Raw genomic sequence first — 22,096 nt, 5'->3', positions numbered from 1 at the left:
CGGAATGCATGGAAAGCCTCCAAAATCAAAGCTTATGGCACGCTGCATCAGATCTCCTGTAAGATCCCCGCCCTTTGAAGACTTCCCGCTTGTAGACGGGCAAATAGAAAGAAATCTGAGACATACTACCTGGAAAAAAATCAACTGAATCAATCAACCATCATAAATCGAAAAACATGAATCACGTACCATTTTTCTGGAAGGATAAAAATTTCCCGGGCTGGGATAAGTTTCTGGTAACATACCTGAAAAATAAGAACACGCCAATGACGCTGGATGAAATATGTTCAAGCTTGGCTCCCAGCAACAAGCTAAAAATTTACGGATCAATTGCGGGCAGGCTAAGTCGTCTCACTAATAATGGTAAAGTTTCTGTCACTTCTAACTCACGAGCACGCGGAAGACAGTATTTCATTCCAGGTGAAATTGCCCAAACAAGCCAGTTAAGCCTCGTCGAGACTGAGCCAAGAATGAGTACCGAGGAGATAACAATCATCCCTCGCGCAGAGTATCACAAGAAGCGCATTGACGACCTGATCAACGCTGTGTTTAAATCCTTTGATCGACGCAAGCCAATTTCTACCGAATGGATTGAAGAATACAATGACCTAATCAAATAAGTCCATGACCGAAACGCCAAACTTTCAACTACTCTCTGAAATGGGTTACACATCCATTAATGAGTCACTGCCGGAGATAGAAGGCAGATACCGCATCAGGACAAACTTGGGGGATATATCCACCTCAGCCTACAAAGATGGAACCTGGGCCTTTGACCTGATGAAAACAGAAAAGGCCTGGCTGACAGGACAAGCCGTCGAAGACTTCGTAACGCACTGGAAGATGCCACAAGCTGCCGGACTTCAAGCCTTGATTGTCGCACATGAAGAACCTTTGACAGAATAAAAATGGCATCAAGCATTGTGACAAACGAGGACAACATGGACATGATGGCCCGTTATCCTGACAAGTTCTTTGATTTGGCTCTCATTGACCCTCCGTATGGGATTGGGAGTGCGCTGGTAAAGGGAGGAGGAACTAGAGGGGCAAAGTTCGACAAAAACGAAGAGTCTATTAAATGGGATATTGCTCCAAATCAGTCTTTTTTTGACGAATTATTTAGGGTATCTAAAAACCAAATAATATGGGGCTCTAACTATTTTAATCTTCCTCCTACAAGGTGTAACATCATTTGGGATAAAATACAAGAGTTTACTGGGTCAGACTTTGAGTTGGCTTGGAGTTCATTTAACAAGGCATCAAAAGCTTTTCGCATGAGTCGAGTTGAGGCTTATACGAATGGGAAGATTCATCCAACTCAAAAACCAACTAAATTATATAAATGGCTTCTACACAACTATGCCCAGTCAGGTGATAAAATCCTAGACACTCATATGGGCAGTCAGTCTTCCAGAATAGCTGCTCATGACATGGGATACGACTATTGGGGATGCGAGCTTGACCAAACATACTTTGAAAAAGGATGCTACAGGTTTAATGAACACATCAAACAGCTTGATCTTTTTCCCGTATGAAGAGCTGCCAACACAATAACTGCTCCTACCCTGTCTTTGGGAAAGGTTACTGTAAGACCCACCAGTACCTGCGCAGTGACTTGAAAAGACTGGAAAAGAAGCAAGTGAAGATCCGGCCTATGAGTAACAAACTGTCCGCGCAGAGAAAGACGTATAGGGATCTTCGTGAGGAGTTTTTAAGCAGGCCCGAGAACATGTTTTGCGCGGTGTTTCCGCATCTGAGATCAACAGAAATCCATCACCGAGCCGGACGCGGGAAGAATTTGAATAAAGTTGAAACGTGGCTAGCAGTATCCCGCGAAGGACACCAGTGGGCAGAAGATCACCCGAAGCTGGCGAAAGAAAGGGGCTTCACAATGAGTAGAATTTGCATGACTGATAAACTAAACGAAAACTGAAATGAAAAGAAAATTCATCACGCCGGTCAGCATGAGATGTAGGATTGATCAATACCAATCTGATATAAGACGTTCTTTGTTAAGTATGGGAATTGAGCCTTGGAATGGAATTGATTACGTTTTTGAATCCGAGCACGTATTAGTTACTCACTTCGGGAAGTACAATAATAAAACTGGGTTTGTCGAAGAACAGTTTGTAAGGCGCGATCAATATTTCATCGACCATTACAACCCCGAACTCTTTCTTGCCTTGGCCGCTATGTCGGACGGAGATTTTCGGCCGGGCGAGTGGGTTATTTGTGTTAAGGCAGGAGAGAATGACTATGTAAAAGTTAATGAACTTTATGAAGTAAGTAAAGTTGACGCCTCGACGATCGACATTGTAGCACCTAAGTACTCAGTCAAGTGGTCAAAGCTTAGATTCCGCAAAGCGAATAAAGAAGAGCTGATCAATCATTTTACTAAGCAATCTGACTTTCAATTCGGGCCTGAAAACCCAAATCATCCAGGCTTTAAATCTATGCTTTGCGAGATTGAAAAACCTGAGAATCAAGGTATTCGCCTGAACTCCGACAAGCCCCAATGGTCGCTGGTTGACTTCGCCTCACTGGAAGACATGGTAAAAGTGCTTCAATACGGAGCCGGCCGCTACGGAAAAGAAAACTGGAGAAAAGGCTTTCCAACTACTCAAATCTGCGAGAGCCTGCTACGCCACACGTTTGCCTACCTATCCGGAGAAGACAACGATCAGGAGACAGGACTGCCCCACTTCGCCCATATCCAGTGCAATGCATTGTTTTTGGCTCACACCCAGCGGAATAAACCGGAACTCGACACCAGGGAAACCAAGCAAATAGAAGCAGCATGAACATCGGATTAACACTGCGTAAGATTCGAAAAATCAAGGATCTGCCCATTAAGTACATCGCCTACGTGTCCGGGACGTCAGTTAGCAATATAGGACTTGCAGAAACTGCCAAGCTGCCGCGCCAAGAATCTTTAATGAGGCACTGTAACGCCCTGAAAATCCCAATCGCCGCCGTTTTGCTTCATACCGTCAACGAGGATGAGATACCGCCAGAGCACATTGATTCATTCAGAAAATTAAAGGAGGACATTTTAAAGTGAGAAGCCATGACCGAAAGACAGACCATTTTAGGCACCCCACCCAGCAAGTCAAATAGCTACCGGATTGTCTCCGTGTTCAGCAAGAAAATGGGTAAGATTCATTCAACGCTTGCCAAAACGCCGGCGCTATTGAAGTACGAAAAAGACTTTTTCATTCAATGCAACCAGTACCGTAATGCCATGATTGACGAATATTTTGAGCTGTATGCCGATGTCTTTTACCCCAATCAACGCTCAGATCTTGACAATTCTGCAAAGGCATTGCTTGACTGCCTTCAGACAGTAAATGCCATCAAAAACGACAACAAATGCACCAAGCTAGTCCTGAATAAATACGTGGACAAAGACCGCCCCAGAATCGAATTTCAAATCATCCCATCAATGAAGCAATGAATAAGAGAGAACTAAACGACAAAGAAAAAGGACTTGCGCTGACCATGTCCGCCAGTGTTCATTACCTCATCCGGTGCCTGGATGATCTGCAAGCGACGTCCATTTACAAGCAGAAGTTAAAGCTGGTAGCCAATCAATTCTTAAAGGAGCTCGAAAACCATGCACAGACACAAGTATGGTCAGCCGACGTAGAAGGAGCCGACGTTTCTCGGGCCACCGATCAAATGGAAGACATTGCCAACATGATGCACAATCTGCTGATGATCTCGCTGGCACTCGGAGAAGTTCACCAAGCGCAGCAGCCCCTATTCTGGCAGGAAATGCAGAAGCAGTTCAAGCGCTTTGAAATGCCGCTCAGGCTTGATCCTGCAGGAAGTTTGGAGTTTGTATTGTCGTAACCGTAATTTTTATACAATGAGAACTATATATAAATACCCAGTCGAAGTTACAGATCAGTTTATTATAGAGATGCCTATCGATTCAGAAATTCTGTCGCTGCAAATTGACCAAAAGACAGGATTGCCGGTTATTTGGGCGATGGTAGAGACAGATAATATACAGATTGAGCCTAGGATCTTCGCCGTTATTGGAACCGGCAATCCAATACCCAAACTTGAAGGGATTGGCGACTACGATTTCATTGGCACTTTTCAGTTACATAATGGAAGTTTTGTTGGGCACCTGTTTGAAACCTACGTTTAAAGTCAAATCTATGACCATCCCCACCATTCGCCATGAGAAGATGAGCGCATCTTTCGGAAATTATTCATCGTATGTTTTGTGTCTAGGTATATCAAATATGTCTAATTATATTGAGCTAAGTAAATCCTCAAATCAGAAAGAAAAATGAAATCATGGGAACAGTGCCAAGAAGAATTGGCAATCGAGAAAGGGTATGTTAATTGGATAACAATGGTCAGGAGCACTAATGGGGCAGGTGTCGATAGCTACGACATGCTTCCTCTCGTCGCAAAGCGATACGCGGAACACGCCATCAAACACGACAGAGAGCGAATCATAGCCGCAAACCCGGTCCACTCCATTGTAATTCACGAGGGGCTATCTGATCCAGCCCTTCGAAAGAGTCAAATTAGGGAAATGAGCATTGACCTTAGATGACTGATCTTGTAATCAACTTTGACGCCCCCGATAGCAAGCTAGTACTGTACGACGCATTACGAAGCTTGCGCGGGGAGCACGTCATTAAGATCAAGAAGCGATCAAAGGGAAGGAGCCTGCAGCAGAACAAATATTACTGGGTGATTCTGCAATACATCGCAGACTACACTGGCCACAGTACCGTATTTCTGCACGAGTACTACAAGCATGAGTTCATACCGCTAGTCAAGTTCCAGGATGATTACCGGCTCACGACTAGCGATATGACAACTCAGCAAATTTCAGATTACATTGACTTGGCGCGGGAGCATGCGGCGAGTTTGGAGGTTGTAGTGCCGGATGCGGACGGGGTGATACCGTAAAACAAACTAAGATTTGTTAATTTTAATTGTAGATTTCAATTGGCCAAAACACCCATTGAGCGGTTCATTTTTATTTATGTAACAATAAAAAAGGAGGCCTTACTTAGGCCTCCTTTCGGTTGATATAGTGTACGTTACACTAGAATTATGTCGAAATTTAAAGCTTTGTGGTTTTTCATGATTATACGGTCCGGTTGATTGATTGATAAGGTATTAAGTAAAAATGAGAATAGAATTTGAATTATCCTAATTAGATTCGATCTAACTTACCTATTGCTCTACACCATCTTAAATGTATTTCCTGACTTGAAAGTTCCCTCTTGAATGTCGTGAACAGAGTAGTTCTTTACAAATACACTGCCAAGGCCAGTTAGTCCATGTTTACAAATTACAATTAGCTCAATATGAGCATGTTGATTTGTCGATAAGATGTTACGAACATCGTCTGTAGTGATAAACTGAATCGCATAATCGGTCTCTCCTATATACCAGTAAGGCGGTATATGGTTATAGCTGGCTTTAACTAAGTTTAAAGGGATTGTTCTTTTGTTTTTCTTGCCTTCCGGTGCCTGTATTGACATCTTTTGGCTTACTTCAAGCTTTAAGTCAAATGCCCTGAAAAATGATTTGTTAACAATCTTAAACACGTAAATTCTACCACCTGGTATGCCATTCGCTTCTTCTCTTGATATAGTCGCTATATGGGGGGATATCCTAATCGTTGGCCTAAATAAGAATAGTAGCGCGAACAAGAAGATGAAGGATGTGGCGAGGTTTGCAATTAAACTCCCAAGAAAGGGAGGGCACCAGATATAGTTATAAAAAAAGGTTGAAATTACGTCCATGATTTCTGTTTGAGAAGGGTAAATTACTTAACTACCACTTTTGACGTGAAGAGGCTACCACCTTGGGCCTGAATCTTAACAGTGTACAAGCCAGGCGAAATCTTTGGCACATTCATTGATCTGACTTTCGAAATCACCCTACCGCCGCTGTTAAACCATTGCACAGAGGTAATATCCGCCTGATTTAAGCCTTTCACCATGATTACATCACTGGCCGGATTAGGATAAACAACCACCTCAAAGTCGGACTCAAACTTCACATGCTGGATCTTGCTGTAAGCAAAAGTGCCGTCCGCATCAACCATTTTGAGCCGGTACAGGTTATCTGATCCAAACACAGGGGCTGTGTGTGTATAGTTATAGAAGCTCATTTTCTTACTCTCCCCTTGTGCGTTAATGCTTGTTAGCTCTGTCCAGTCTTTACCATCCAGGCTGTGTTGTAATTCGAAGTGGTCGCTGTTGGTTTCGGAAGTTGTTTCCCAGGTAAGAGCTGCGGTTTCACTTTCTTTGGCTACAGAGAAGGATTTTAGGGTTACTGGAAGGGGTGGCTGCGTTTCTTCAATTTTCAGAACCCAGATGTCATAAGCTCCTTTGGGATCTTCTGACTTGTATATGTTCTTGGGAGATCCGGAATAACCCGCCAGGATATAGCCCCCATCAGAAGCAGGTAAAACAGAAAAAGCCACATCCCCACTTGTCCCGCCTATGGTTTTATCCCATTTGGTAGCTCCGGAAGCGTCCAACTTTACTACCCACATATCAGCACCTCCTCCAAGTCCGGGCTCAGTTTTGTCTTTCCCTACTTCAACCGAATTGGATAGTCCAGCGGCTATCACCCCACCATCTGTGGTTTCTGTTATGCTGTATAGATAATCGTATCCGTACTGGTTTTCGTCGTCTCCAGTATCAACGCTACCCAGCACTCTGTCCCATATTTTGTTCAAGGCAGAGTCGGTTTTAATAACCCAATAGTCCGTTCCTGACGCAGTTTGCGATTGGTCGCCAATTGCATCGCCCGTAGTGTAACCTCCTAAAAGAAAACCACCATCAACAGATTGTTTTATGTCAATGCATTCAGAAAGAAGCTCGCCACCCAACTGGCGGTACCACATCATATTTCCTTCGGAATCAACCCGCATCATGTTAAACTTGTCATCATGGCCTTCGTAGGTTGCCACATTGCCAATTAAAAGTCCCCCATCAGAAAGTATTTGAGAGCTGACTGGCCTACATAAGCCGCCAGAACCAACTATTTTATCCCACAACTTTAATCCATTAGGGGAAAGCTTTACTATCCACTCCTCTACAAAGTTGTCACCACCTACTGAACTTGCGGTCTTGTCTCCACTTGGAGGTCCTGATGTGGGCGCAACAAGCAAGTATCCGCCACCAACGGCTTCATGAATGCCAATAATCCCATCTGCGTTGCTCGTACCAATGGTTCGGTCCCACTCTTTTTGTCCCTCCGAATTAATTTTAACAATCCAGATATCCTGCGGAACAGGATTTCCAGGCTTAGCGGGTTCCGTTTTGTCTCCTCCTGACCCAGATTGTGACGATCCCGCCAGGATAAAGCCTCCGTCAGAAGTTGCTGCTGCTACTGTAAGCTCATCATTGCCTGAACCTCCAAAGGTTTTGTCCCATTGTTTGTTTCCGTCCTTGTCTATTTTGATGACCCAATAGTCGATCCCACCTTTGCTGTTCTCTGTTTTATCGAATCCGGCATTCGCTGATGAGCGGCCCGCAAGTAGGTAGCCGCCATCCTTAGCAGGGATTGTTTTGGTCAGTGAACCTATTGCAAATGTTTTATCCCACTTAACAGTAGGCTTTTGGGCAAAGGCGGTATTTAAGTGAAGCGCAAAAAGGCATATCGCGCCTAATTGAAGTAGCTGTCTTCTCATAAAGGGTGGTGTTTGGTTGAGTTGTATTGTTATATAGACACCCTTGGATCACAGATACTGGAAATCTTTCAAATTTTTTTTTGACTTGATTAAACGGCAACATTTAGATTGATATCCTTGCCATTAATTTGTATTTTTAGCTATCACAGTCAAGTAAAAATCAACGATATGCTAACGAGCGAACAGGAGGATTTGCTAGCGAGAACTCACACGAGTGTTTTAAAAGAGGTTGCAGAAGACGCCGAAAAATTGCTTGTTAATTTTCATCAGAGCGAGCAGCAGATAAATTCAAAGTCAGTCGGTATGATTCAAATACTACTTCCACTAATAATCGCATTAGCAGGGTATTCGATATCAGAATTCTTAAAAAATGGCTATCGAGTACTCCCTATGATATCAGCGATAATGGGAATTGTATTGTTAGCTTCCTGTGGATACTTTGTAACAACACTAAATTTATATAGTGTTAGTCTAGTCGGAGGCAAGCCTTTTGATTCGCTAGACGAATATCTTGCAGACGATAATGAACTAGATGCTAAAAATCAGTTTCAGAGGAATAGAATACATAGCTTACACCAAGCAATTGTAAACACAGAAATATCAAATCTGGCACGCACCTCCTACTTCAGGAAGGCGTACCAAGTGCTGCTATATGGAACCATCTTAACCGCGTTTATTCTTATTGGGATCTTGATTGCCTCTTGGGATGCTTGTTGAAATATCTTTTGATTTATTCCCATTACTTTTATCAGAAGACTGCTTACTACCTTGATTTGATCCTGACTCGTTGTTTGAATCATTTTTTTGATTTGACATAGCGTTAAGGGGTTTATTATTTTTTAAATTTTACAGGGGACTCTGAGACCTCTTTACTAAATGAAAGCAGATGTTGGAAGGCTACACATGGTTTTGTAGCAGCAACACCCTCCCATTTCAACTTGTTAGTGCCGGAAAGCCCATGAGCGCCAAAAGCTGACATACCCGCCTGTCCCGTAGCGTCCAGACCCCATTCACCAGAGAAGGTTATCCTAGTGCTATCTCCGCGAGGTTCAATGTAGGCAAGGGCCTTAAGCATTCCTCCTCCCTCAATTGACTTGCCTTCGCAGATCACCTGCATAGCCTCCTTTTCGGTCCGAACAGGGCATCCTTCTTTTGCAAAAGCCTTAGACACGATTGATAAAGCCTCATCCGGGGTCTTACTTGAAGAGGCAATTATTTTGGTTGATCCGTAGGGTATTTTAGCCAGCTCTGGCTTAGAGTGCAGCAGCACAGGAGAACAAGAGGCAAAGGAAATTAAAATCGTAATTAGGAGTAAAAGCCTAGTCATGTAAATGGTCGATTATAACTTATCAAACCTAGTCAGATTGCCGAATAATCAATTTACCGGAAAATAACTAATCTGAGAATCAACAACATACACAAATAACATAACTCTTGTTGAAATTTTATTCAACATTATTTGTGTATTGTTTCAACATCTGTTATATTTGTACATGCCGTTTGCGAAACGAACTGCTGCTAAACCAAAAACACCCGGCCAGCAAGAGCCAACCGAGTGTCCATAACATCTAAAACTATGACAAAGGTAAAACAACTTTCACAAGAGCAAGCATTGAGCCTTGCTGAGCTTACCGAGGAGATCGCCATTGAGCTATCCTGCGATCGGTATCTAACGATGGCCTGGAACATCAACAACCGGGTGTTCATTACCGAGAACGGCCAAGACAAAGGGAAAGTGATCGCGCTTTACGATGTGCAGCTTGGAGACACCGTTGATTACGTGTTTGAAATGCTGAAACGCGAATTGGACAAGTACTACGACATGCAAGGTGATATGCTGGAACGTGAACGTCTTGGATATGAGCACGACTCGGTTACGCAGGGATATGCAATGGATCGTCTTACTTGTTAATAGCTGACGTCATGGAACAGAAAGAAACAATCGCGCAAGAGGCTAAAAGGCTATTAGCATTATTAGATCCTCGCCAATTGACTTCGTTATTCATAACAATGTATCCTGATTTGTCGCAGTGCAATTTTGTCTATGGGTACCTGCGCGCTGCAACGGACAGTCTAAATATAGAGCACGTCATAAAGGACCGAAGCACATTGTCTGATGTTTTAGAGGGCAACTGTTATTCTTCGTATCCTCAAAAATCCCCTCAGCTTCGCTTTTCGCAATTATTGGATGATCTTATCAAAGCCGGATACTGACATGCAAGTAACATTCGACATCAGCAAATACCCGGACTTGGTTTTAGCTGCAAAGGAGATTCTGAACTACTACCACGGGAAAACTCAGGCAGTTGACTTGAAGACGCTTGACGGTGCGATTTCAGACCTTGAACATGCCCGCAGAACCTGCGACGAAGTGCACGAAACCAGCTCCATTGAGCTATTCAAGTTTCTTGAACCAGTATGCTAATCATTCTTGATCCATGCTACTTCCTTGTAGTCATGGTAGTTACATCAGCCGCTTGTGGCCTTGCAAAGTTTGTTCAAACGTGCCGTAAGGCTTAATCGCCAAACATTTATGGAAATCATTGAGGGTAACAAGCTGATTGCAGAGTTTGTGGGACACGTTCACGCAAATGGTTTAATTGAAAGACCTCAAACATTTAGTTTATACCATGATTCCTGGAAGTGGCTCATGCCGGTAGTTGAAAAGATTGAACAGCAATCCTACGACAAAGAGCAATTTTCTGTCAAAATACAGGACTCTTGCTGCACGGTTTATAATTATCGTATGGGACGTGAAAATATCCAGTGCTCGCGTGAAAGCAATTCAAAAATCACCGCCACTTGGCAAGCAGTAGTGGCTTTCATCCAATGGCATAATCAACAAACCGCCCTGCCACAATGAAAAACCTGGCAACCTTCCTGCTGCTCTCAGTAGCCTCGATGGCTGACTCTCTGATTGATTCGCTGCTAAGCCTGACGTTTTCGCAATGGTCAGCACTTGGAATAACTGCATTCTTTATTCTTCTGGTCCATTCAATTCGTAAAGCAAACCGTGGATGAAAAAGCTAAGCCTGGTCTTGCTGCACCTGTGGTGGATCGTGCAGCTACTGTTGATTTTGACCGCTGTCTTTGTGGTCAGCCTGTTTGTCACTGCGGGTTTTGGCAATTACAGGATAGAAGAAGTGATATCCGCGGTACTCGAAATAGTCAACGTATAAACATAAACGTGAGGTAAAATATGGAATGGAAAACGATTGACTCGGTCCCAAAAAATACATGGGTGCTAACAGGCACGTCGGATTATGTTTTAAGAACACGCCTTTTTGATAATTCCAAAGAAACCCGATGGGTGAATGAATTTGGAGTACTGCACACATGGAGACCAACTCACTGGATGCCCCTACCAGAACCACCGCAAGAAAAACAATCCCCCTAAATCAAACCAGCTATGTTCAGCAACGACACAGAAGAAATGCAGGCAGAAGTAATGTCTGTATCAGTAATACAAGCGCAAGACGCTGCATCTGTAAACAGCCAGGTAGCGACGGCCAGACAGTTCCCGCGCAGTCTCTCAAAGGCAAAATCAAGCATTAACGCGCTTGTGGTAATGGATAAAGATACCGCCACTTCCTGCGGATATGCAGTGCCACGCGACGGAAAAAACGTGACTGGTCCATCTGTTCACCTTGCCAATATCGTGGCCCAGGCATATGGGAACATCAGGGTAGAAACGAAGGTAGTAGAGGTCGGCGAGAAGACTGTAACCTGTCAGGCTACCGCATGGGATTTGGAAACAAACTACGCCGTACGTCAGGAGGTTATCCGAAAAATTACAGGCAAAAGCGGCAGAAGGTTCAGCGAGGATATGATCATTCTTACAGCTAACGCAGGATGCTCTATTGCCCGCCGTAACGCCATCTTTTCAGTTGTTCCGAAACCATTGTGGCAAGGAGGGTACGAAGCTGCTCAGCAGTTCATTGTCGGCGACATTTCCGATGAAAACAAGCTGAATAAGAAACGGAAGGATGTTCTTGACCGCATGACAGAGGCTTACGGTATCACTGAGGCTGACATTCTCAGGTCACTGGGTTTACGTCAGGTAACCCAAATCAAAGGGGAAGAAATCAAGATTTTGATTGGCTACGGCCAGTCTATTAAAGATGGAGATTCAACAGTGGATCAGATTTTCTTTCCTGAAAGAAGCGTAGACATTGCCGCCACTGAAAAGCAAAAGCAAACTAATCGCGTTACCGAGCACATCACCAAAGCCACCAGCGTAGAGCAGCTTGAAGAAGTCTACGAGCATGTTGCCGAGTACGGATTACTTGACCTTTACACCGAGAAACACGATGAGCTCAAAGCAAGAAAGTAAAGCCATGAGAGAGATAAAATTCAGAGGAAAAAGCAATGCAGACGGTACTTGGCATGTCGGTCATATTATTCGTGAGAAAGATTGTATGCTGATCATTGGGCTGGTTGAGTGGATGGACAATACAGAATTTAAGATAAAAGACTATCACTCGGTTCACGCCAAAACAGTTGGTCAATTCTCTGGTTTAGGAGACAAAAATGGGATTGAGATTTATGAAGGCGACATCTGTCGCATGTTGGGTGGAGAGGAACATGACGGCAAAAGGGAGCTTGATGTGAAGGGATCAATCCAGTTTGAATATGGCGCCTTTGAGTTAGTAACAAAAAAGAAGGTGTGCTACTCTTTGTCAGATCGTTACGACACGATTGAGATTATTGGCAACATCCACGATAATCCTGATTTGCTGTCATGAACAATCCAACAGATAATATCTTGTTCCGATGCAGCAGGTTGGGCGACCTCGTGACCGAGGCTAAAAAAAAGGGCGAAGAACTCGGAGAAACCGCAAAAACGTACATCCGCCAAGTTTGGCTTGAAAAAGAGTTCGGCTACAAGGAGGAAGTTTTGACCGACGAAATGATGAAAGGTCACCTTTGTGAGCAGGACAGTCTGGGATTGGTTCAAAGTGTCTTGAAAGGCGAATTCAGGGCCAAGAACACGCTTAAACTCAAAAACGAATTCATTGCAGGAACGCCGGACATCATCCTGAAAAAAGAGGACGTAATCGAAGACGTGAAATCCTCCTGGAACCTGCGCACATTCACCGAGGCTGAGCTGATCAAGAACTACTTCTGGCAAGGACAAGGCTACATGTGGCTGACAGGCAAAAAGAACTACCGGTTGATCTACTGCTTGGTTCCGACTCCTGAGGAGATCCTGGTTGAGACGAAGAAGAAAATCTACTACAAGTTCAACTGTGACGAGTCAAACCCGCATTACATTCAGATGTGCGCGCAAATCGACCACAATAACAACGTCATCAACAGCATACCGGCAGCAAACCGCATTAAGGTTTTTGAATTCGCCTACGATCAGGAAAAGATTGACTCGCTGATCAAGAAGATCGAGGCCGCCAGAGAACACTATAAAACGCTATCCCTTCCGGGAGTGGCGGTACCAGCATAGTAATTACTGTTAGGGTTTAGGAAACATGCCGCCAGACATACTTATGGTTCCGCTTTGCGGGGGGACAATCAAACGATTAATTAATCAAACAGGGCTATGCAGTTAGACATGTTTCCAGAATACATCGATTATAGCGAACAAGAAGTGCTTTTGGGGCTATCAGGTGGTATTAATTCAATGGCCGTTCTATGCTGGCTTAGTAAGTGCGACCCAAAATATTACCCAAAAACCTTACACCTTTTTTATGCCCATCTTGCCGAGCACAGTGATGACACATTCCGATTTGTCGCTGACGGTGTTAGGTTTGCCCGGCGCGTATTCCCCTCGGTGCAATTCAGGATGGTGCGCGGATCGGTGATTGAGTATTTTGAAAGCCAAAAGATGATTCCGCACCCAACAAAATCGCCATGTACACGCGTGCTTAAATTGGAGCCAATGTTTACATACATGGCTGAACATGGCATTACCGAAAATGTTGTGGGCTACGTGAAAGGTGAAGCTATTCGTCGAGCCTCGCGTATGGCAAAGCGCACTAACAGTGATTTGAATCATGTTGTGGCCGATGGTGTGCGCGTTCGCTTTCCAATCAGTTCCCATGACAATGAATGGTGCTTTGATATTTGCCGGGAATTGATCGGATGGTATCCCGCGATATATGACATCCGCGATGCGAAAGGGAACCGCGTTTTCAAACACAACAACTGCCTTCCCTGCAAGAATATGGAATTGGCCGACTTCAAAGCAGTTGGCAAACACTTCCCAGAAAAGATGGCTAAGGCCGTGGAGTTGAGCGACCGATTAAAACGGCATTGGGGCCGCAATGCAGACGACTTCTATACCACTTTTGGCCGTGAAGAATGGGAAGCTATTGAATGCGAACATTGTGCTTTTGACTAAATTAATTAGAACCCATGATCATCCTCACAAAACTAATCTTCGCCGCATTGCTGATAACAGCAACCATTGTGGCACTGGCAATCACCAGTCCATTAATTCTTGTATGCATGGTGTCCGGGAAAGTTAAGGACCTTCTAAGCAATACTCAATCATGAAAAAAGCAACCCAAAGATCCAAAGAAGCCAAAGCCGACTTGCTGACCACTGCGCCCTATGACGGCCAGATCAGCGCATCCTGGCAAGGAAAGACCAAGTTCAGCATCAACCCGAAAGGAGAAAAGCCCTTTGAGCTTTACAGCAGCAAGCCGATTGCAGCACTTCGAAAGAAGTACCCGGATGCCATTGTCAATCAGATCAAGTACTGACGTGTAGTAACGTGCGTGAGTGTAATTATAAGAGGATTTTAAACCATTTAAGACATGGCTAGATTGGCAAAAGACGGAGAAGTTGGCTTAGTGTACCGTATCGATGGCGCTTCATATGCCGTAGCTCTAAATGAAGAGCAGCACAAACTTCTGCAATTAATCGTCCCTTCATTAGGGACAATAAAGGTCCTAAAAAAATTACGAGTTGACTTTGTCGATGAACACGGAATGCCAGCAGAATTGATAGACACCAATTAACCACCTACCCCAATGAAACACCTATTATTCCTATCATTCCTGCTCTTGGTCTGCTGCGACAAGAAACAGGATCCAGAGCCACAAGGAGCAGCACTTCAAGGCACATTCGTGATCCCGGACAAACCAGCCATTGTTTTTGAAATGACCAACGATGACGGATTCGCCTCTGTACTGGTCAACCACGAGGGCAAGCAGTTCGCTTTTTTGAACACAGAAAAAGGCTCCGAGGTCAACATGATCGTTGCCTCAGGAATTTATCTGGTGTCGCTTAAAACCTACGCAAAAGGCCCGGATACTTATGTCTCCTACAAGCTGGCAGAGAAAACACAGGTCAAGTATACTTATCAGGGACAAGTTAAACGGGTGAAATAAGATGGAGAAGATGCAATTGGAGGTGGGGAGAATTTACGAAAGGAGAGACCCATTAAAGTCCAAGGAGCGGCGCTATCCATTACATGTTAAAATCACTTTTGAATCTTACCGATATCCGTCAGCCCCATTTGGAGGGGATGATCTGATGATGTACAGAGGCAATGGAATGCTAGGACATAAAAAGCACCCATTAGACCTCGTTCGCGAAGTAACAGTCCAAACCACAAAACAGGAATAGAGATGCACTGCGAACTAGATGATGTAGATTTCATTTGCCACAGATGCAATGGCACATTTAAGCATACGGATGGAACGTGGCTCCCAGTGGCTTATGATAGTCCAGAATATCAGAGAAAAGTTTCTGATACATTAACGGAGATTAATATTTCAACGCTATTAAGAAAGCCGGAGATTATTACCAGTGATGATTTTACGTGTTATGATTGCCTGACTGAGAATGATAGCGTTTTGGATGAAGATGATTTTTAACCACCCTCGGTCACTCCGGGATTAACGAAGAAAGAAATGGAAGAAAAAGAAGAATACATAAAAAGTGCTTACGGAGCATCTTATGAAGCGGTAAAAGATTTCCTACAATACGGATCGTGGGTACACGAGGATGATTTAACGCCTGACATGGCCGAATACGAAGGAAAGGTGGAATGGTTAGCGTCCAGTCATTGGAGGCCGGAATGCCTCGCCGGAGTTGATGAAAATAACGGATGGGTTAGGTTTAATCAGCGACACCCAGAAAATGGAGCGAAAATATATGCTCTTTTGAATGAATATTTTGAACGCAGGTATTGGGAGGAATTGACATTCATAGATAGCCGAAAGCAATATATTCTGGATCGGTATTCGCATTGGAGAAAGGTTGAGAAAATAGAATATCCATTGTATTAAGCAACACTGAACATGGAAGCAAAAACTTTTGAACAATGCTGCGATGAAATAGCCAAAGAGCATGGATTTAATACTGGTTGGCCCGCACAACAGTTTTGGAAAGCGATTAAGGGAAAAGATGCCGAAATCGCATACAGAAGGGTTTGTGAGCGATACGCCGACTCAGTAAAGAAAGCCTACGCAGAGCAGGCGGTTAAGGCTGATCGGAAGCAGATTGCAGAAGACTATGGAATTGAAAGTGTTAAGAACTTACCAATTGACCTACCATGAAAAAGAAAGCCATTGACATACTTGAATACCACATTCCTGAATGGGAAGGAATGACAGAAGAGCAGCAGGATGATCTGCTAACGGAGTTTCATTCTTACGCTGAACAAGCCATCAAAGCAGACCGCGCTGCCCTGAGAAAGCAAATGGTGGACAGAATAGACCTGAAAACGATTGACAACCATCCATTGCCGGAGTTGAAGTAGTTACTTCGGATTTTCCTCCACCCGCCGAATAGCAACCATATTCGGATACTTCGGAAAGTTGTTGTGCTGCTGAAAGAAGTAAACGATCGTTTTAGGTTCAGCCAAACACCGGCAGTACACCCGCCTTTCCCCAGGACCGAAAGAAACTTTGATTACCTCGTATTCGCCCCGGTTAATAACAAACTCGTTATCCTGGGCAGGTGGTAACTGATGAAGCAAAAACCGGTTGAGAATCTTGGTATCCAGCGGCATCTTACGATAGGCAAAAATGAACTTGATCATGTCTGCTATCTCATCCCGAAGGGCGCTTTCTGAGGACAGGCGGCTTCGCTTAACTCCGACCGTCGCCTGTCCTACACTGACCTCTTTGCTGTACGGGTGCTGATTACGGAAGAAGTAGAGAGGGATTTGCGCATACACATCCATTCCTTTTTCCAGAAAAACGATGTCGCCTTCTTTGAGCCAGTCCATATCACAGCGCGTTTTCGGGGTAGGTGGCCAGATATGCCCGGATGACGGCATTGTAGTCTTCTTTGCTGTTGATGCGGCCTCCTACTTTGGTGGCAAACTCAAACAGCTTGTCATGGACCTCGTCGTGCAGATAGTAGAACACACCCCGATACTTGGAGTAGATCTTGATCGTACTTATGCTTCCCGCAATCCATCCCATGTGGGGGACGTAATGATCCAAATGGAAGTCTTTTATCTCTCGTAGGAAAGTATATCCATAAATTGCCATGATACTTTAAAGATCAAATTTTAGATTACAATAGTATCAAAGACTAAAGAACGTATGAAATATATACGTTGAAATATTTTTATAAGTGACTGAATTTTAGTAAATTAAGGTAAATCAAAATCGAAAAGATATATGACCGCTAATGAAACTGTCCATCGCCTCATTTTGTCCATAAATGGAGATGACAAATCTTCATTTTATCGGATTGCAGATCAATACCTAGCATCACTAAGTGTAACAGGGGACACTTACGCAAGGATAAAGAGCGCAATTAATCAAAAGCCAAAGAGCATGATGCTTCTTTCCGAAATTTCTCGCGAAATGAAAAGTCTGCTATCTCCCATTGAGGTGTCTGACGAAAATGTCTTTATGCCCGCTATGGTTGAAAAGTTCGTTTCTGACATAGTCACGGAATGGAGCCACTCAGAAGCGTATAAATTCCACAATATTAACGTCAGAAATAAGATACTTTTGCACGGGCCAACTGGTAACGGGAAGACTACGATTGCTAGGCATTTCGCTAGGTTATCAAATCTTCCTTACATTGAAATCAAGTCTGACTTTATAATTGATAGCCACTTGGGCAAAACAGCGGCAAACATTAATAAAATATTTAGTTCTATTACAGAACCTTGCGTCTTGTTTTGGGATGAAATAGACAGCATTGGAAGGCGACGTGGAGATTCGGAAAATGGCGCCGCTGGGATGGAAAATGAAAGGATGATTAATTCAATGTTAGTTAATATGGAGCGACTTCATGCCGATGTGATTTTTATTGGAGCAACAAACAGAAAAAATATCCTTGATAGTGCTTTTTTGAGGCGATTCGATGAAGTGTTCGAGATTTCTTCTCCAACTCTTCGGCAGAAGCAAGAGTACGCTGATAGTCTAGTCGCTTACTATAATCTTCCGAGGGAGTTTAACATGCCATTAGACAAAGTTGCCGACCTAGAAAGCTACTCAGCAATCAAGCTGCTTGTGGTGAGTAAGGTTAGGCAATACATACTTGAAGGTATACTTGCAAAAAATGAAGCTATGTATGCTTAATCCAGTACTTTGTAATCGAAAGACATGACCAAACAAGACGCTATTCAATCCGCATACGGACATGCATGGGAGAGGGTGAAAGATGAGCTTTTAACTCGCAGTGAGTCCATGCTCGCCCTGAATTCCGATGAGATACCATCCTTTATCGAGTGTTTCTATGATGAAGACGACCCTTTTAGTCCAGAAGCGTTGGGTTTTGATAGATCGCAAATTACGGAACTGACCTACCAAGATACCTATCTCTGGCGGCCGTCGGTCTTGGATGGACTGGAAAGCAACAACGGCTGGATCAAGATTGAGGAGCAGGAGCCTGAGGATGCACAGCTTGTTGAATATTGTATAAACGGCGTCCCGGGAGATGATATCGAGCAATGGTCTTCCATCAAAAATGGCACAGGCGCTGGATTGGTAACTCACTGGCGAAGATACGTTCCTCACAAGCCTCCTATTTACTAGGAACCCACTTGACAAAGTTGGGTGGATTATCTTCCTTGTAAGTTCAACGTTCAAATGGACTCAACCATGAGGATAGATGCAGGATTCAAATTCGCAAATGTCTGGAAGGATGGCACCAGACAGGAAATAATCATCGAAAACGATACGGAGACACTTGCAGATGTTGTACAGTTTCTGAAAATAAATCTTGAATACTTTGATCGAGAGGATCTTACTTTCGACGAACGCGAGATTGTGTACGAGGATGGGGTATATTGGGTTACCTTGCGTCAGAAAATCGACACTGAGCAAGAGATTTAAGATGACACTACAAGAACTTGAAGCCTGGTTTGACGGGCGGCAGTTACCAGAAGGCCCGATACAGGTGAACAACTACACGAACATTCCAGACCCTGCGCGGTTTGTTGAGCTGGAATTTGGCGTATTGAATATGAACAAAGGCAACAACCTGTATGACTCCTGCAGGCTGCGGTTGATTGAGTTTAAGGAGTGGATGGAAAGACAAGAACTTTAACATAAACACAAAAATATGGTAATCAAAAATTACGTTATCTTGGAGGTTGAAAACACCGAGGGGAATGATCTTAAATTAGAAATTTCACGAGGGCGCGACCCGGAAAACACTACAATATTCAGCAGAATAGAGGATGCCGAATTCTATATTCAAACTCAATTAGGTAACGGGAATTACATTGTTGTTCCGCTGTATAGCAAAACAAATTAGGGGCCAAAAGCCCCTTTTTTGCGTTATGACTAAACCGAAAACCTTAAAAAGTAATCCACCAGAATAGCCGGACAAGCATGTAAAGCAGATAGATGGAGGTAATAATGAACGCCAGTGTATAGACTATTGGAACCCGTTTAGGCTTGCCGAGCAAATCATACTGAGCCCGATCCCCTTCAATGTACTTCCAGCAGTGATCCTTATCAATCAGGTTGAGCGTGCCGGCAAGTCCCATTCCTAGAAAGGTCAGTTTCCCGAGTACCCAGTTCTTGCCGGTTGCCGAGCTGATTGTTTCTGATCCTTGCCCGTAGTGATAGCCTCCTCTTTTTATGAAAAGGTCATTGAGCATTGATCCATAGGCCACGTTCCCGAAAATGTCAATCGCCCGGGCTCCGTTAAAGAATGCCCGGTCCACATACCGGAATTCACCTTTCCACCGGATAGCTCCTGCAATCGTATGTAGCAGGGCCGGAATGCTCAGCACAACAACCAATGGAAGGGCTACAATAAATAAAATGATCCCCATTATAAAGATTCTTTGGTAACGTTTAAAACCCGGCGTATCCAGCCGTTTAAAAACTCCAAGCTGCCAGGATTAGCCTTGACATGGTTCACGTAGAATGAAACCCGCTCAGAGGCAAAATCCCATGGTGTAACCCGGTATGCATTCTTGACTGTTACCGGTCCCATGATTCCATCAGCAGCAACACCGGATGCCTTTTGCAGGATCTTCACTGCCCGCGCTTTGCCTGAGTTTACTGCAACATCAAAAAAGTGCAGACGAATTTTAGGGGGCAAATCTTCAACCTTGGCCGCATCCCAGTAATCCTTTTTGTAAAGCAAGATGGCTCCTTCCCGGGTAAGGTTTCTTATATCCAGGCTCGGATAGCTGGCTGCGCTGATCCCCCATTTAGTGCCTTTAAGTAGACCCTTCCCTACTTTTCCGCCTGTCCAGTTGCCCGGATCGTTGGGATTGTTTGTAAACCCTCCTTCACTTGAAAGGACGTGCTCGACAGCTTCTTCAAATGTCATCTAAATGAATCTAATGGTTTTAAACAACCTTTCAGCCCGCGCCTCTGCCTCCTCAACTTCCTCAGCAGTAAATTGCTCGTATGGGTAAAAATAAACGTCAACAGTTTCTTCTGATACTGTCAGTCGAATCAACCTGCCTTCTTCTATTAAATGCCTATCAGTGTACTTAATAATATTGATAGGAACAGTGAGCAAATCATAGGTGTAGTCCTGTTTTGACTGATCGTACATCTGACACTTGAATGAGTCTTTATATACTTCATAAATCCATCCTTCCCATACTATTTGCTCAAATGTCATCTTCTATTCCTCTTTTTCTTGGTCTGAATCTTATGGATGATAATCAGGGTATCGGGGAAAGGGGTATGTGTAGATTTCAATTCAGGGGCTTGTATTTCAGGTACGGGCGTTTTGCTCGACACGAATTCTGCTAGACGCCTTTCTTTTTTGGCGGCAGTTGCTTCTTTAATCGCTGTAATCGAATCCTGTTTGATTGCTTCTGCAAGCTCTGAAGCTTTGGCAAGAAGTAGCGCTACTTTCGCCTGTGTAGTGTCCGGCAGTAGTGTATCCGGAAGCACCTGGATAGTCTGTTTAATTTCCACAGGGATTGCAGACTTGGTAGAGTCAGGCTGCCGTTGAGCCTGTGAGCCCATTGCACCTAACAGAACGAACACAATGATGACTAGCGCAAGCCCGGTAAAGCACAGGACTCCCACGCTATTTTTCATGGCTTTACTCATTGGGACTTTGTGTTTGAAGTTGCTTTATCTTTTCCTCTGTAACCGCTCGATAAGTTTTCCGATTTTTATCAATCTTTGCCCTCTGCGCGTCAATCTTTTCTTTCTTATCAAGCTGATCCTGAATGAACTGTGTCATTTTATCCGCAAAAACGTCGGTTCTTGCCACAACAAGTTTCTGGTATTCTTCGATCTTTTGATCTTTGTCTCTGTTGCCCTGCTCAAGGGACTTGATTCTTTCGTTGTATTCACCCTTAATCAGGGCAGATTGCTCTTTCAGCGCGGCATCTTTCAGACTATCAGCATTACTTACCCGGTTATCTTGGTAAATAATCACGCCACAAAGTACGCCTATGATGATAGCCATCCCGTAAATAAGCGCAAGTCGCGGCTTCTTATCCGCCAGCTCAATAAGCCGCTCCTTCTTATCCTCCATTAGTTCTGTGGGTTATTAGTATATCAACATGGCACCTATGATTGCCCCGGCAATGAGTCCTTGAACCCTGCCAAACCAGAGCCTTCGCTTCCCTTTTCTTTTCTCCTTGTCAATAGCTGTTTGCCATTCTTTTTCGCGCACGGTTTGGTACATACGCAAGCTGACAATTTGCAGTTTGAGTTCTGCGACTTCTTGGCCCTGATATTCATAAGCACTTTTGAGATGATAGTAGGTCGGCTTTAGATCTTCATACAGCAACGCGCTATCAATCAGGGCACGCTGCACCCGCTCAGCGACAGTCCAGGTTGAATCGGGCCTACCGCTTTTTGATGCTGTCTTGCTTTGCGCGCTGGATGATTGACCATAGAAGGCTATCTCTGCGAGGATCAAGCAAACTATCGCTAGTCTGTATTTTGAATCTTGTTTCATTGTATTTGTCAAATGACGCTTTTGCAAGGCTGTCTTCGTGCTCTTTTGCTTTTTCATGCTCCTCCGCCCGTAGTCCGTGCTCGATGGCTT

At 44.0% G+C, this 22,096-nt stretch carries 42 protein-coding genes; 31 read left to right on the top strand and 11 right to left on the bottom strand.

Translation table 11 applies throughout. The annotated features are described in order from the left end of the window. Positions 1-176 precede the first annotated feature (176 nt). The 9 genes from HWI92_RS01940 to HWI92_RS01900 all read left to right on the top strand — a co-directional run bounded on the left by HWI92_RS01940 (position 177) and on the right by HWI92_RS01900 (position 4,935). Entirely contained in the window at positions 177-620 is a 444-nt protein-coding gene (locus HWI92_RS01940; RefSeq protein WP_204660529.1) for a hypothetical protein, read from the top strand. A gap of 4 nt (positions 621-624) precedes the next feature. Further along, positions 625-906: a hypothetical protein gene (locus HWI92_RS01935; RefSeq protein ID WP_204660528.1), complete on the top strand. Its 282-nt coding sequence runs from the start codon at positions 625-627 to the stop codon at positions 904-906. Between the two features lie 2 nt (positions 907-908). Next, entirely contained in the window at positions 909-1,535 is a 627-nt protein-coding gene (locus HWI92_RS01930) for a DNA methyltransferase (RefSeq protein ID WP_204660527.1), read from the top strand. Between the two features lie 399 nt (positions 1,536-1,934). Further along, positions 1,935-2,801, top strand: coding sequence for a dATP/dGTP diphosphohydrolase domain-containing protein (locus HWI92_RS01925; protein WP_204660526.1), 867 nt, complete (start codon positions 1,935-1,937; stop codon positions 2,799-2,801). Beyond that, entirely contained in the window at positions 2,798-3,061 is a 264-nt protein-coding gene (locus HWI92_RS01920; RefSeq protein ID WP_204660525.1) for a hypothetical protein, read from the top strand. The genes HWI92_RS01925 and HWI92_RS01920 overlap by 4 nt, the downstream gene beginning before the upstream one ends. A 6-nt stretch (positions 3,062-3,067) precedes the next feature. Beyond that, a complete protein-coding gene (locus HWI92_RS01915; RefSeq protein ID WP_204660524.1) occupies positions 3,068-3,454 on the top strand; it encodes a RusA family crossover junction endodeoxyribonuclease in 387 nt (128 codons plus the stop codon). Further along, complete coding sequence (locus HWI92_RS01910; RefSeq protein WP_204660523.1) at positions 3,451-3,852, top strand: hypothetical protein; 402 nt, start codon at positions 3,451-3,453, stop codon at positions 3,850-3,852. The genes HWI92_RS01915 and HWI92_RS01910 overlap by 4 nt, the downstream gene beginning before the upstream one ends. Before the next feature lie 16 nt (positions 3,853-3,868). Continuing rightward, positions 3,869-4,156, top strand: a complete 288-nt coding sequence (locus HWI92_RS01905) for a DUF7352 domain-containing protein (RefSeq protein WP_204660522.1) — start codon at positions 3,869-3,871, stop codon at positions 4,154-4,156. A 413-nt stretch (positions 4,157-4,569) separates the two neighbouring features. Continuing rightward, entirely contained in the window at positions 4,570-4,935 is a 366-nt protein-coding gene (locus HWI92_RS01900; protein WP_204660521.1) for a hypothetical protein, read from the top strand. Positions 4,936-5,213: 278 nt separating this feature from the next. On the opposite strand, the gene HWI92_RS01895 is transcribed toward HWI92_RS01900, so the two are convergent. Both HWI92_RS01895 and HWI92_RS01890 read right to left on the bottom strand, forming a co-directional pair. Next, the gene (locus HWI92_RS01895; RefSeq protein ID WP_204660520.1) at positions 5,214-5,780 is read right to left on the bottom strand and encodes a hypothetical protein; all 567 of its coding nucleotides are present in this window, start codon (positions 5,778-5,780) and stop codon (positions 5,214-5,216) included. Positions 5,781-5,803: 23 nt separating this feature from the next. Next, positions 5,804-7,681 carry a T9SS type A sorting domain-containing protein gene (locus tag HWI92_RS01890; protein WP_204660519.1) on the bottom strand — a complete coding sequence of 626 codons (1,878 nt, stop codon included), beginning with the start codon at positions 7,679-7,681 and terminating at the stop codon, positions 5,804-5,806. 168 nt (positions 7,682-7,849) lie between these two features. Here HWI92_RS01890 and HWI92_RS01885 point away from each other — a divergent pair, with 168 nt between their 5' ends. Beyond that, entirely contained in the window at positions 7,850-8,398 is a 549-nt protein-coding gene (locus HWI92_RS01885) for a hypothetical protein (protein WP_204660518.1), read from the top strand. 115 nt (positions 8,399-8,513) lie between these two features. On the opposite strand, the gene HWI92_RS01880 is transcribed toward HWI92_RS01885, so the two are convergent. Further along, positions 8,514-9,008, bottom strand: a complete 495-nt coding sequence (locus tag HWI92_RS01880) for a hypothetical protein (RefSeq protein WP_204660517.1) — start codon at positions 9,006-9,008, stop codon at positions 8,514-8,516. 285 nt (positions 9,009-9,293) lie between these two features. Between HWI92_RS01880 and HWI92_RS01875 the strand changes: the two genes are divergently transcribed. The 17 genes from HWI92_RS01875 (at position 9,294) to HWI92_RS01795 (ending at position 16,406) form a co-directional block, all read left to right on the top strand. Beyond that, a complete protein-coding gene (locus tag HWI92_RS01875) occupies positions 9,294-9,593 on the top strand; it encodes a hypothetical protein (RefSeq protein WP_204660516.1) in 300 nt (99 codons plus the stop codon). An 11-nt stretch (positions 9,594-9,604) separates the two neighbouring features. Then, entirely contained in the window at positions 9,605-9,895 is a 291-nt protein-coding gene (locus tag HWI92_RS01870) for a hypothetical protein (RefSeq protein WP_204660515.1), read from the top strand. A gap of 1 nt (position 9,896) precedes the next feature. Next, on the top strand, positions 9,897-10,106 hold the full coding sequence (locus tag HWI92_RS01865; protein WP_204660514.1) for a hypothetical protein: 210 nt from the start codon (positions 9,897-9,899) through the stop codon (positions 10,104-10,106). A gap of 108 nt (positions 10,107-10,214) precedes the next feature. After that, the gene (locus tag HWI92_RS01860) at positions 10,215-10,544 is read left to right on the top strand and encodes a hypothetical protein (protein WP_204660513.1); all 330 of its coding nucleotides are present in this window, start codon (positions 10,215-10,217) and stop codon (positions 10,542-10,544) included. Further along, positions 10,541-10,702, top strand: coding sequence for a hypothetical protein (locus tag HWI92_RS01855; protein ID WP_204660512.1), 162 nt, complete (start codon positions 10,541-10,543; stop codon positions 10,700-10,702). Before HWI92_RS01860 ends, HWI92_RS01855 begins: the two co-directional genes overlap by 4 nt. Continuing rightward, positions 10,699-10,860 (top strand): hypothetical protein, encoded by a 162-nt coding sequence (locus tag HWI92_RS01850; RefSeq protein ID WP_204660511.1) that lies wholly within the window; start codon positions 10,699-10,701, stop codon positions 10,858-10,860. Before HWI92_RS01855 ends, HWI92_RS01850 begins: the two co-directional genes overlap by 4 nt. Positions 10,861-10,880: 20 nt before the next feature. Then, positions 10,881-11,078, top strand: a complete 198-nt coding sequence (locus tag HWI92_RS25525; protein WP_204660510.1) for a DUF551 domain-containing protein — start codon at positions 10,881-10,883, stop codon at positions 11,076-11,078. A 12-nt stretch (positions 11,079-11,090) separates the two neighbouring features. Beyond that, complete coding sequence (locus HWI92_RS01840) at positions 11,091-12,014, top strand: hypothetical protein (protein WP_204660509.1); 924 nt, start codon at positions 11,091-11,093, stop codon at positions 12,012-12,014. Continuing rightward, positions 11,992-12,426 (top strand): YopX family phage-derived protein, encoded by a 435-nt coding sequence (locus tag HWI92_RS01835; RefSeq protein ID WP_204660508.1) that lies wholly within the window; start codon positions 11,992-11,994, stop codon positions 12,424-12,426. The genes HWI92_RS01840 and HWI92_RS01835 overlap by 23 nt, the downstream gene beginning before the upstream one ends. Then, positions 12,423-13,139, top strand: a complete 717-nt coding sequence (locus tag HWI92_RS01830; RefSeq protein WP_204660507.1) for a hypothetical protein — start codon at positions 12,423-12,425, stop codon at positions 13,137-13,139. The genes HWI92_RS01835 and HWI92_RS01830 overlap by 4 nt, the downstream gene beginning before the upstream one ends. Positions 13,140-13,235: 96 nt before the next feature. Then, entirely contained in the window at positions 13,236-14,036 is an 801-nt protein-coding gene (locus HWI92_RS01825) for a hypothetical protein (RefSeq protein WP_204660506.1), read from the top strand. A gap of 151 nt (positions 14,037-14,187) precedes the next feature. After that, positions 14,188-14,400, top strand: a complete 213-nt coding sequence (locus HWI92_RS01820) for a hypothetical protein (protein WP_204660505.1) — start codon at positions 14,188-14,190, stop codon at positions 14,398-14,400. A gap of 54 nt (positions 14,401-14,454) precedes the next feature. After that, a complete protein-coding gene (locus HWI92_RS01815) occupies positions 14,455-14,658 on the top strand; it encodes a hypothetical protein (RefSeq protein ID WP_204660504.1) in 204 nt (67 codons plus the stop codon). A gap of 12 nt (positions 14,659-14,670) precedes the next feature. Beyond that, positions 14,671-15,030 carry a hypothetical protein gene (locus HWI92_RS01810; protein WP_204660503.1) on the top strand — a complete coding sequence of 120 codons (360 nt, stop codon included), beginning with the start codon at positions 14,671-14,673 and terminating at the stop codon, positions 15,028-15,030. A gap of 525 nt (positions 15,031-15,555) precedes the next feature. Beyond that, positions 15,556-15,933 (top strand): hypothetical protein, encoded by a 378-nt coding sequence (locus HWI92_RS01805; protein ID WP_204660502.1) that lies wholly within the window; start codon positions 15,556-15,558, stop codon positions 15,931-15,933. 12 nt (positions 15,934-15,945) lie between these two features. Further along, entirely contained in the window at positions 15,946-16,203 is a 258-nt protein-coding gene (locus tag HWI92_RS01800) for a hypothetical protein (protein ID WP_204660501.1), read from the top strand. Then, positions 16,200-16,406, top strand: a complete 207-nt coding sequence (locus tag HWI92_RS01795; RefSeq protein ID WP_204660500.1) for a hypothetical protein — start codon at positions 16,200-16,202, stop codon at positions 16,404-16,406. Before HWI92_RS01800 ends, HWI92_RS01795 begins: the two co-directional genes overlap by 4 nt. On the opposite strand, the gene HWI92_RS01790 is transcribed toward HWI92_RS01795, so the two are convergent. Both HWI92_RS01790 and HWI92_RS01785 read right to left on the bottom strand, forming a co-directional pair. After that, complete coding sequence (locus HWI92_RS01790; RefSeq protein WP_204660499.1) at positions 16,407-16,877, bottom strand: hypothetical protein; 471 nt, start codon at positions 16,875-16,877, stop codon at positions 16,407-16,409. 1 nt (position 16,878) lies between these two features. Beyond that, positions 16,879-17,097 carry a hypothetical protein gene (locus tag HWI92_RS01785; protein WP_204660498.1) on the bottom strand — a complete coding sequence of 73 codons (219 nt, stop codon included), beginning with the start codon at positions 17,095-17,097 and terminating at the stop codon, positions 16,879-16,881. 180 nt (positions 17,098-17,277) lie between these two features. On the opposite strand from HWI92_RS01785, the gene HWI92_RS01780 reads away from it, so the two are divergent. From HWI92_RS01780 to HWI92_RS01765, 4 genes are all read left to right on the top strand, one after another. Further along, entirely contained in the window at positions 17,278-18,192 is a 915-nt protein-coding gene (locus HWI92_RS01780) for an AAA family ATPase (RefSeq protein ID WP_204660497.1), read from the top strand. Positions 18,193-18,216: 24 nt separating this feature from the next. Beyond that, positions 18,217-18,648: a hypothetical protein gene (locus HWI92_RS01775; protein ID WP_204660496.1), complete on the top strand. Its 432-nt coding sequence runs from the start codon at positions 18,217-18,219 to the stop codon at positions 18,646-18,648. A 66-nt stretch (positions 18,649-18,714) separates the two neighbouring features. Next, entirely contained in the window at positions 18,715-18,948 is a 234-nt protein-coding gene (locus tag HWI92_RS01770) for a hypothetical protein (RefSeq protein ID WP_204660495.1), read from the top strand. A gap of 1 nt (position 18,949) precedes the next feature. After that, the gene (locus tag HWI92_RS01765; RefSeq protein WP_204660494.1) at positions 18,950-19,162 is read left to right on the top strand and encodes a DUF6965 family protein; all 213 of its coding nucleotides are present in this window, start codon (positions 18,950-18,952) and stop codon (positions 19,160-19,162) included. Positions 19,163-19,415: 253 nt separating this feature from the next. On the opposite strand, the gene HWI92_RS01760 is transcribed toward HWI92_RS01765, so the two are convergent. From HWI92_RS01760 to HWI92_RS01735, 6 genes are read right to left on the bottom strand one after another with little or no spacing between them, the layout of a single operon-like run. Then, positions 19,416-19,898 (bottom strand): hypothetical protein, encoded by a 483-nt coding sequence (locus tag HWI92_RS01760; protein WP_204660493.1) that lies wholly within the window; start codon positions 19,896-19,898, stop codon positions 19,416-19,418. Then, positions 19,898-20,404: a glycoside hydrolase family 108 protein gene (locus HWI92_RS01755; protein WP_204660492.1), complete on the bottom strand. Its 507-nt coding sequence runs from the start codon at positions 20,402-20,404 to the stop codon at positions 19,898-19,900. Before HWI92_RS01755 ends, HWI92_RS01760 begins: the two co-directional genes overlap by 1 nt. After that, positions 20,405-20,704: a hypothetical protein gene (locus HWI92_RS01750; protein ID WP_204660491.1), complete on the bottom strand. Its 300-nt coding sequence runs from the start codon at positions 20,702-20,704 to the stop codon at positions 20,405-20,407. Next, on the bottom strand, positions 20,701-21,144 hold the full coding sequence (locus HWI92_RS01745; protein WP_204660490.1) for a hypothetical protein: 444 nt from the start codon (positions 21,142-21,144) through the stop codon (positions 20,701-20,703). The genes HWI92_RS01750 and HWI92_RS01745 overlap by 4 nt, the downstream gene beginning before the upstream one ends. Then, positions 21,137-21,577, bottom strand: coding sequence for a hypothetical protein (locus HWI92_RS01740; protein WP_204660489.1), 441 nt, complete (start codon positions 21,575-21,577; stop codon positions 21,137-21,139). Before HWI92_RS01740 ends, HWI92_RS01745 begins: the two co-directional genes overlap by 8 nt. 15 nt (positions 21,578-21,592) lie before the next feature. Next, positions 21,593-22,063, bottom strand: coding sequence for a hypothetical protein (locus tag HWI92_RS01735; protein ID WP_204660488.1), 471 nt, complete (start codon positions 22,061-22,063; stop codon positions 21,593-21,595). Between the last annotated feature and the right edge of the window lie 33 nt (positions 22,064-22,096).

Origin of the sequence: Dyadobacter sandarakinus (genome assembly GCF_016894445.1) — a bacterium.
Lineage (GTDB): Bacteria > Bacteroidota > Bacteroidia > Cytophagales > Spirosomataceae > Dyadobacter > Dyadobacter sandarakinus.
The sequence above is the reverse complement of the archived record's forward strand: the minus strand, read 5'-3'. Positions and strand labels throughout refer to the sequence as shown.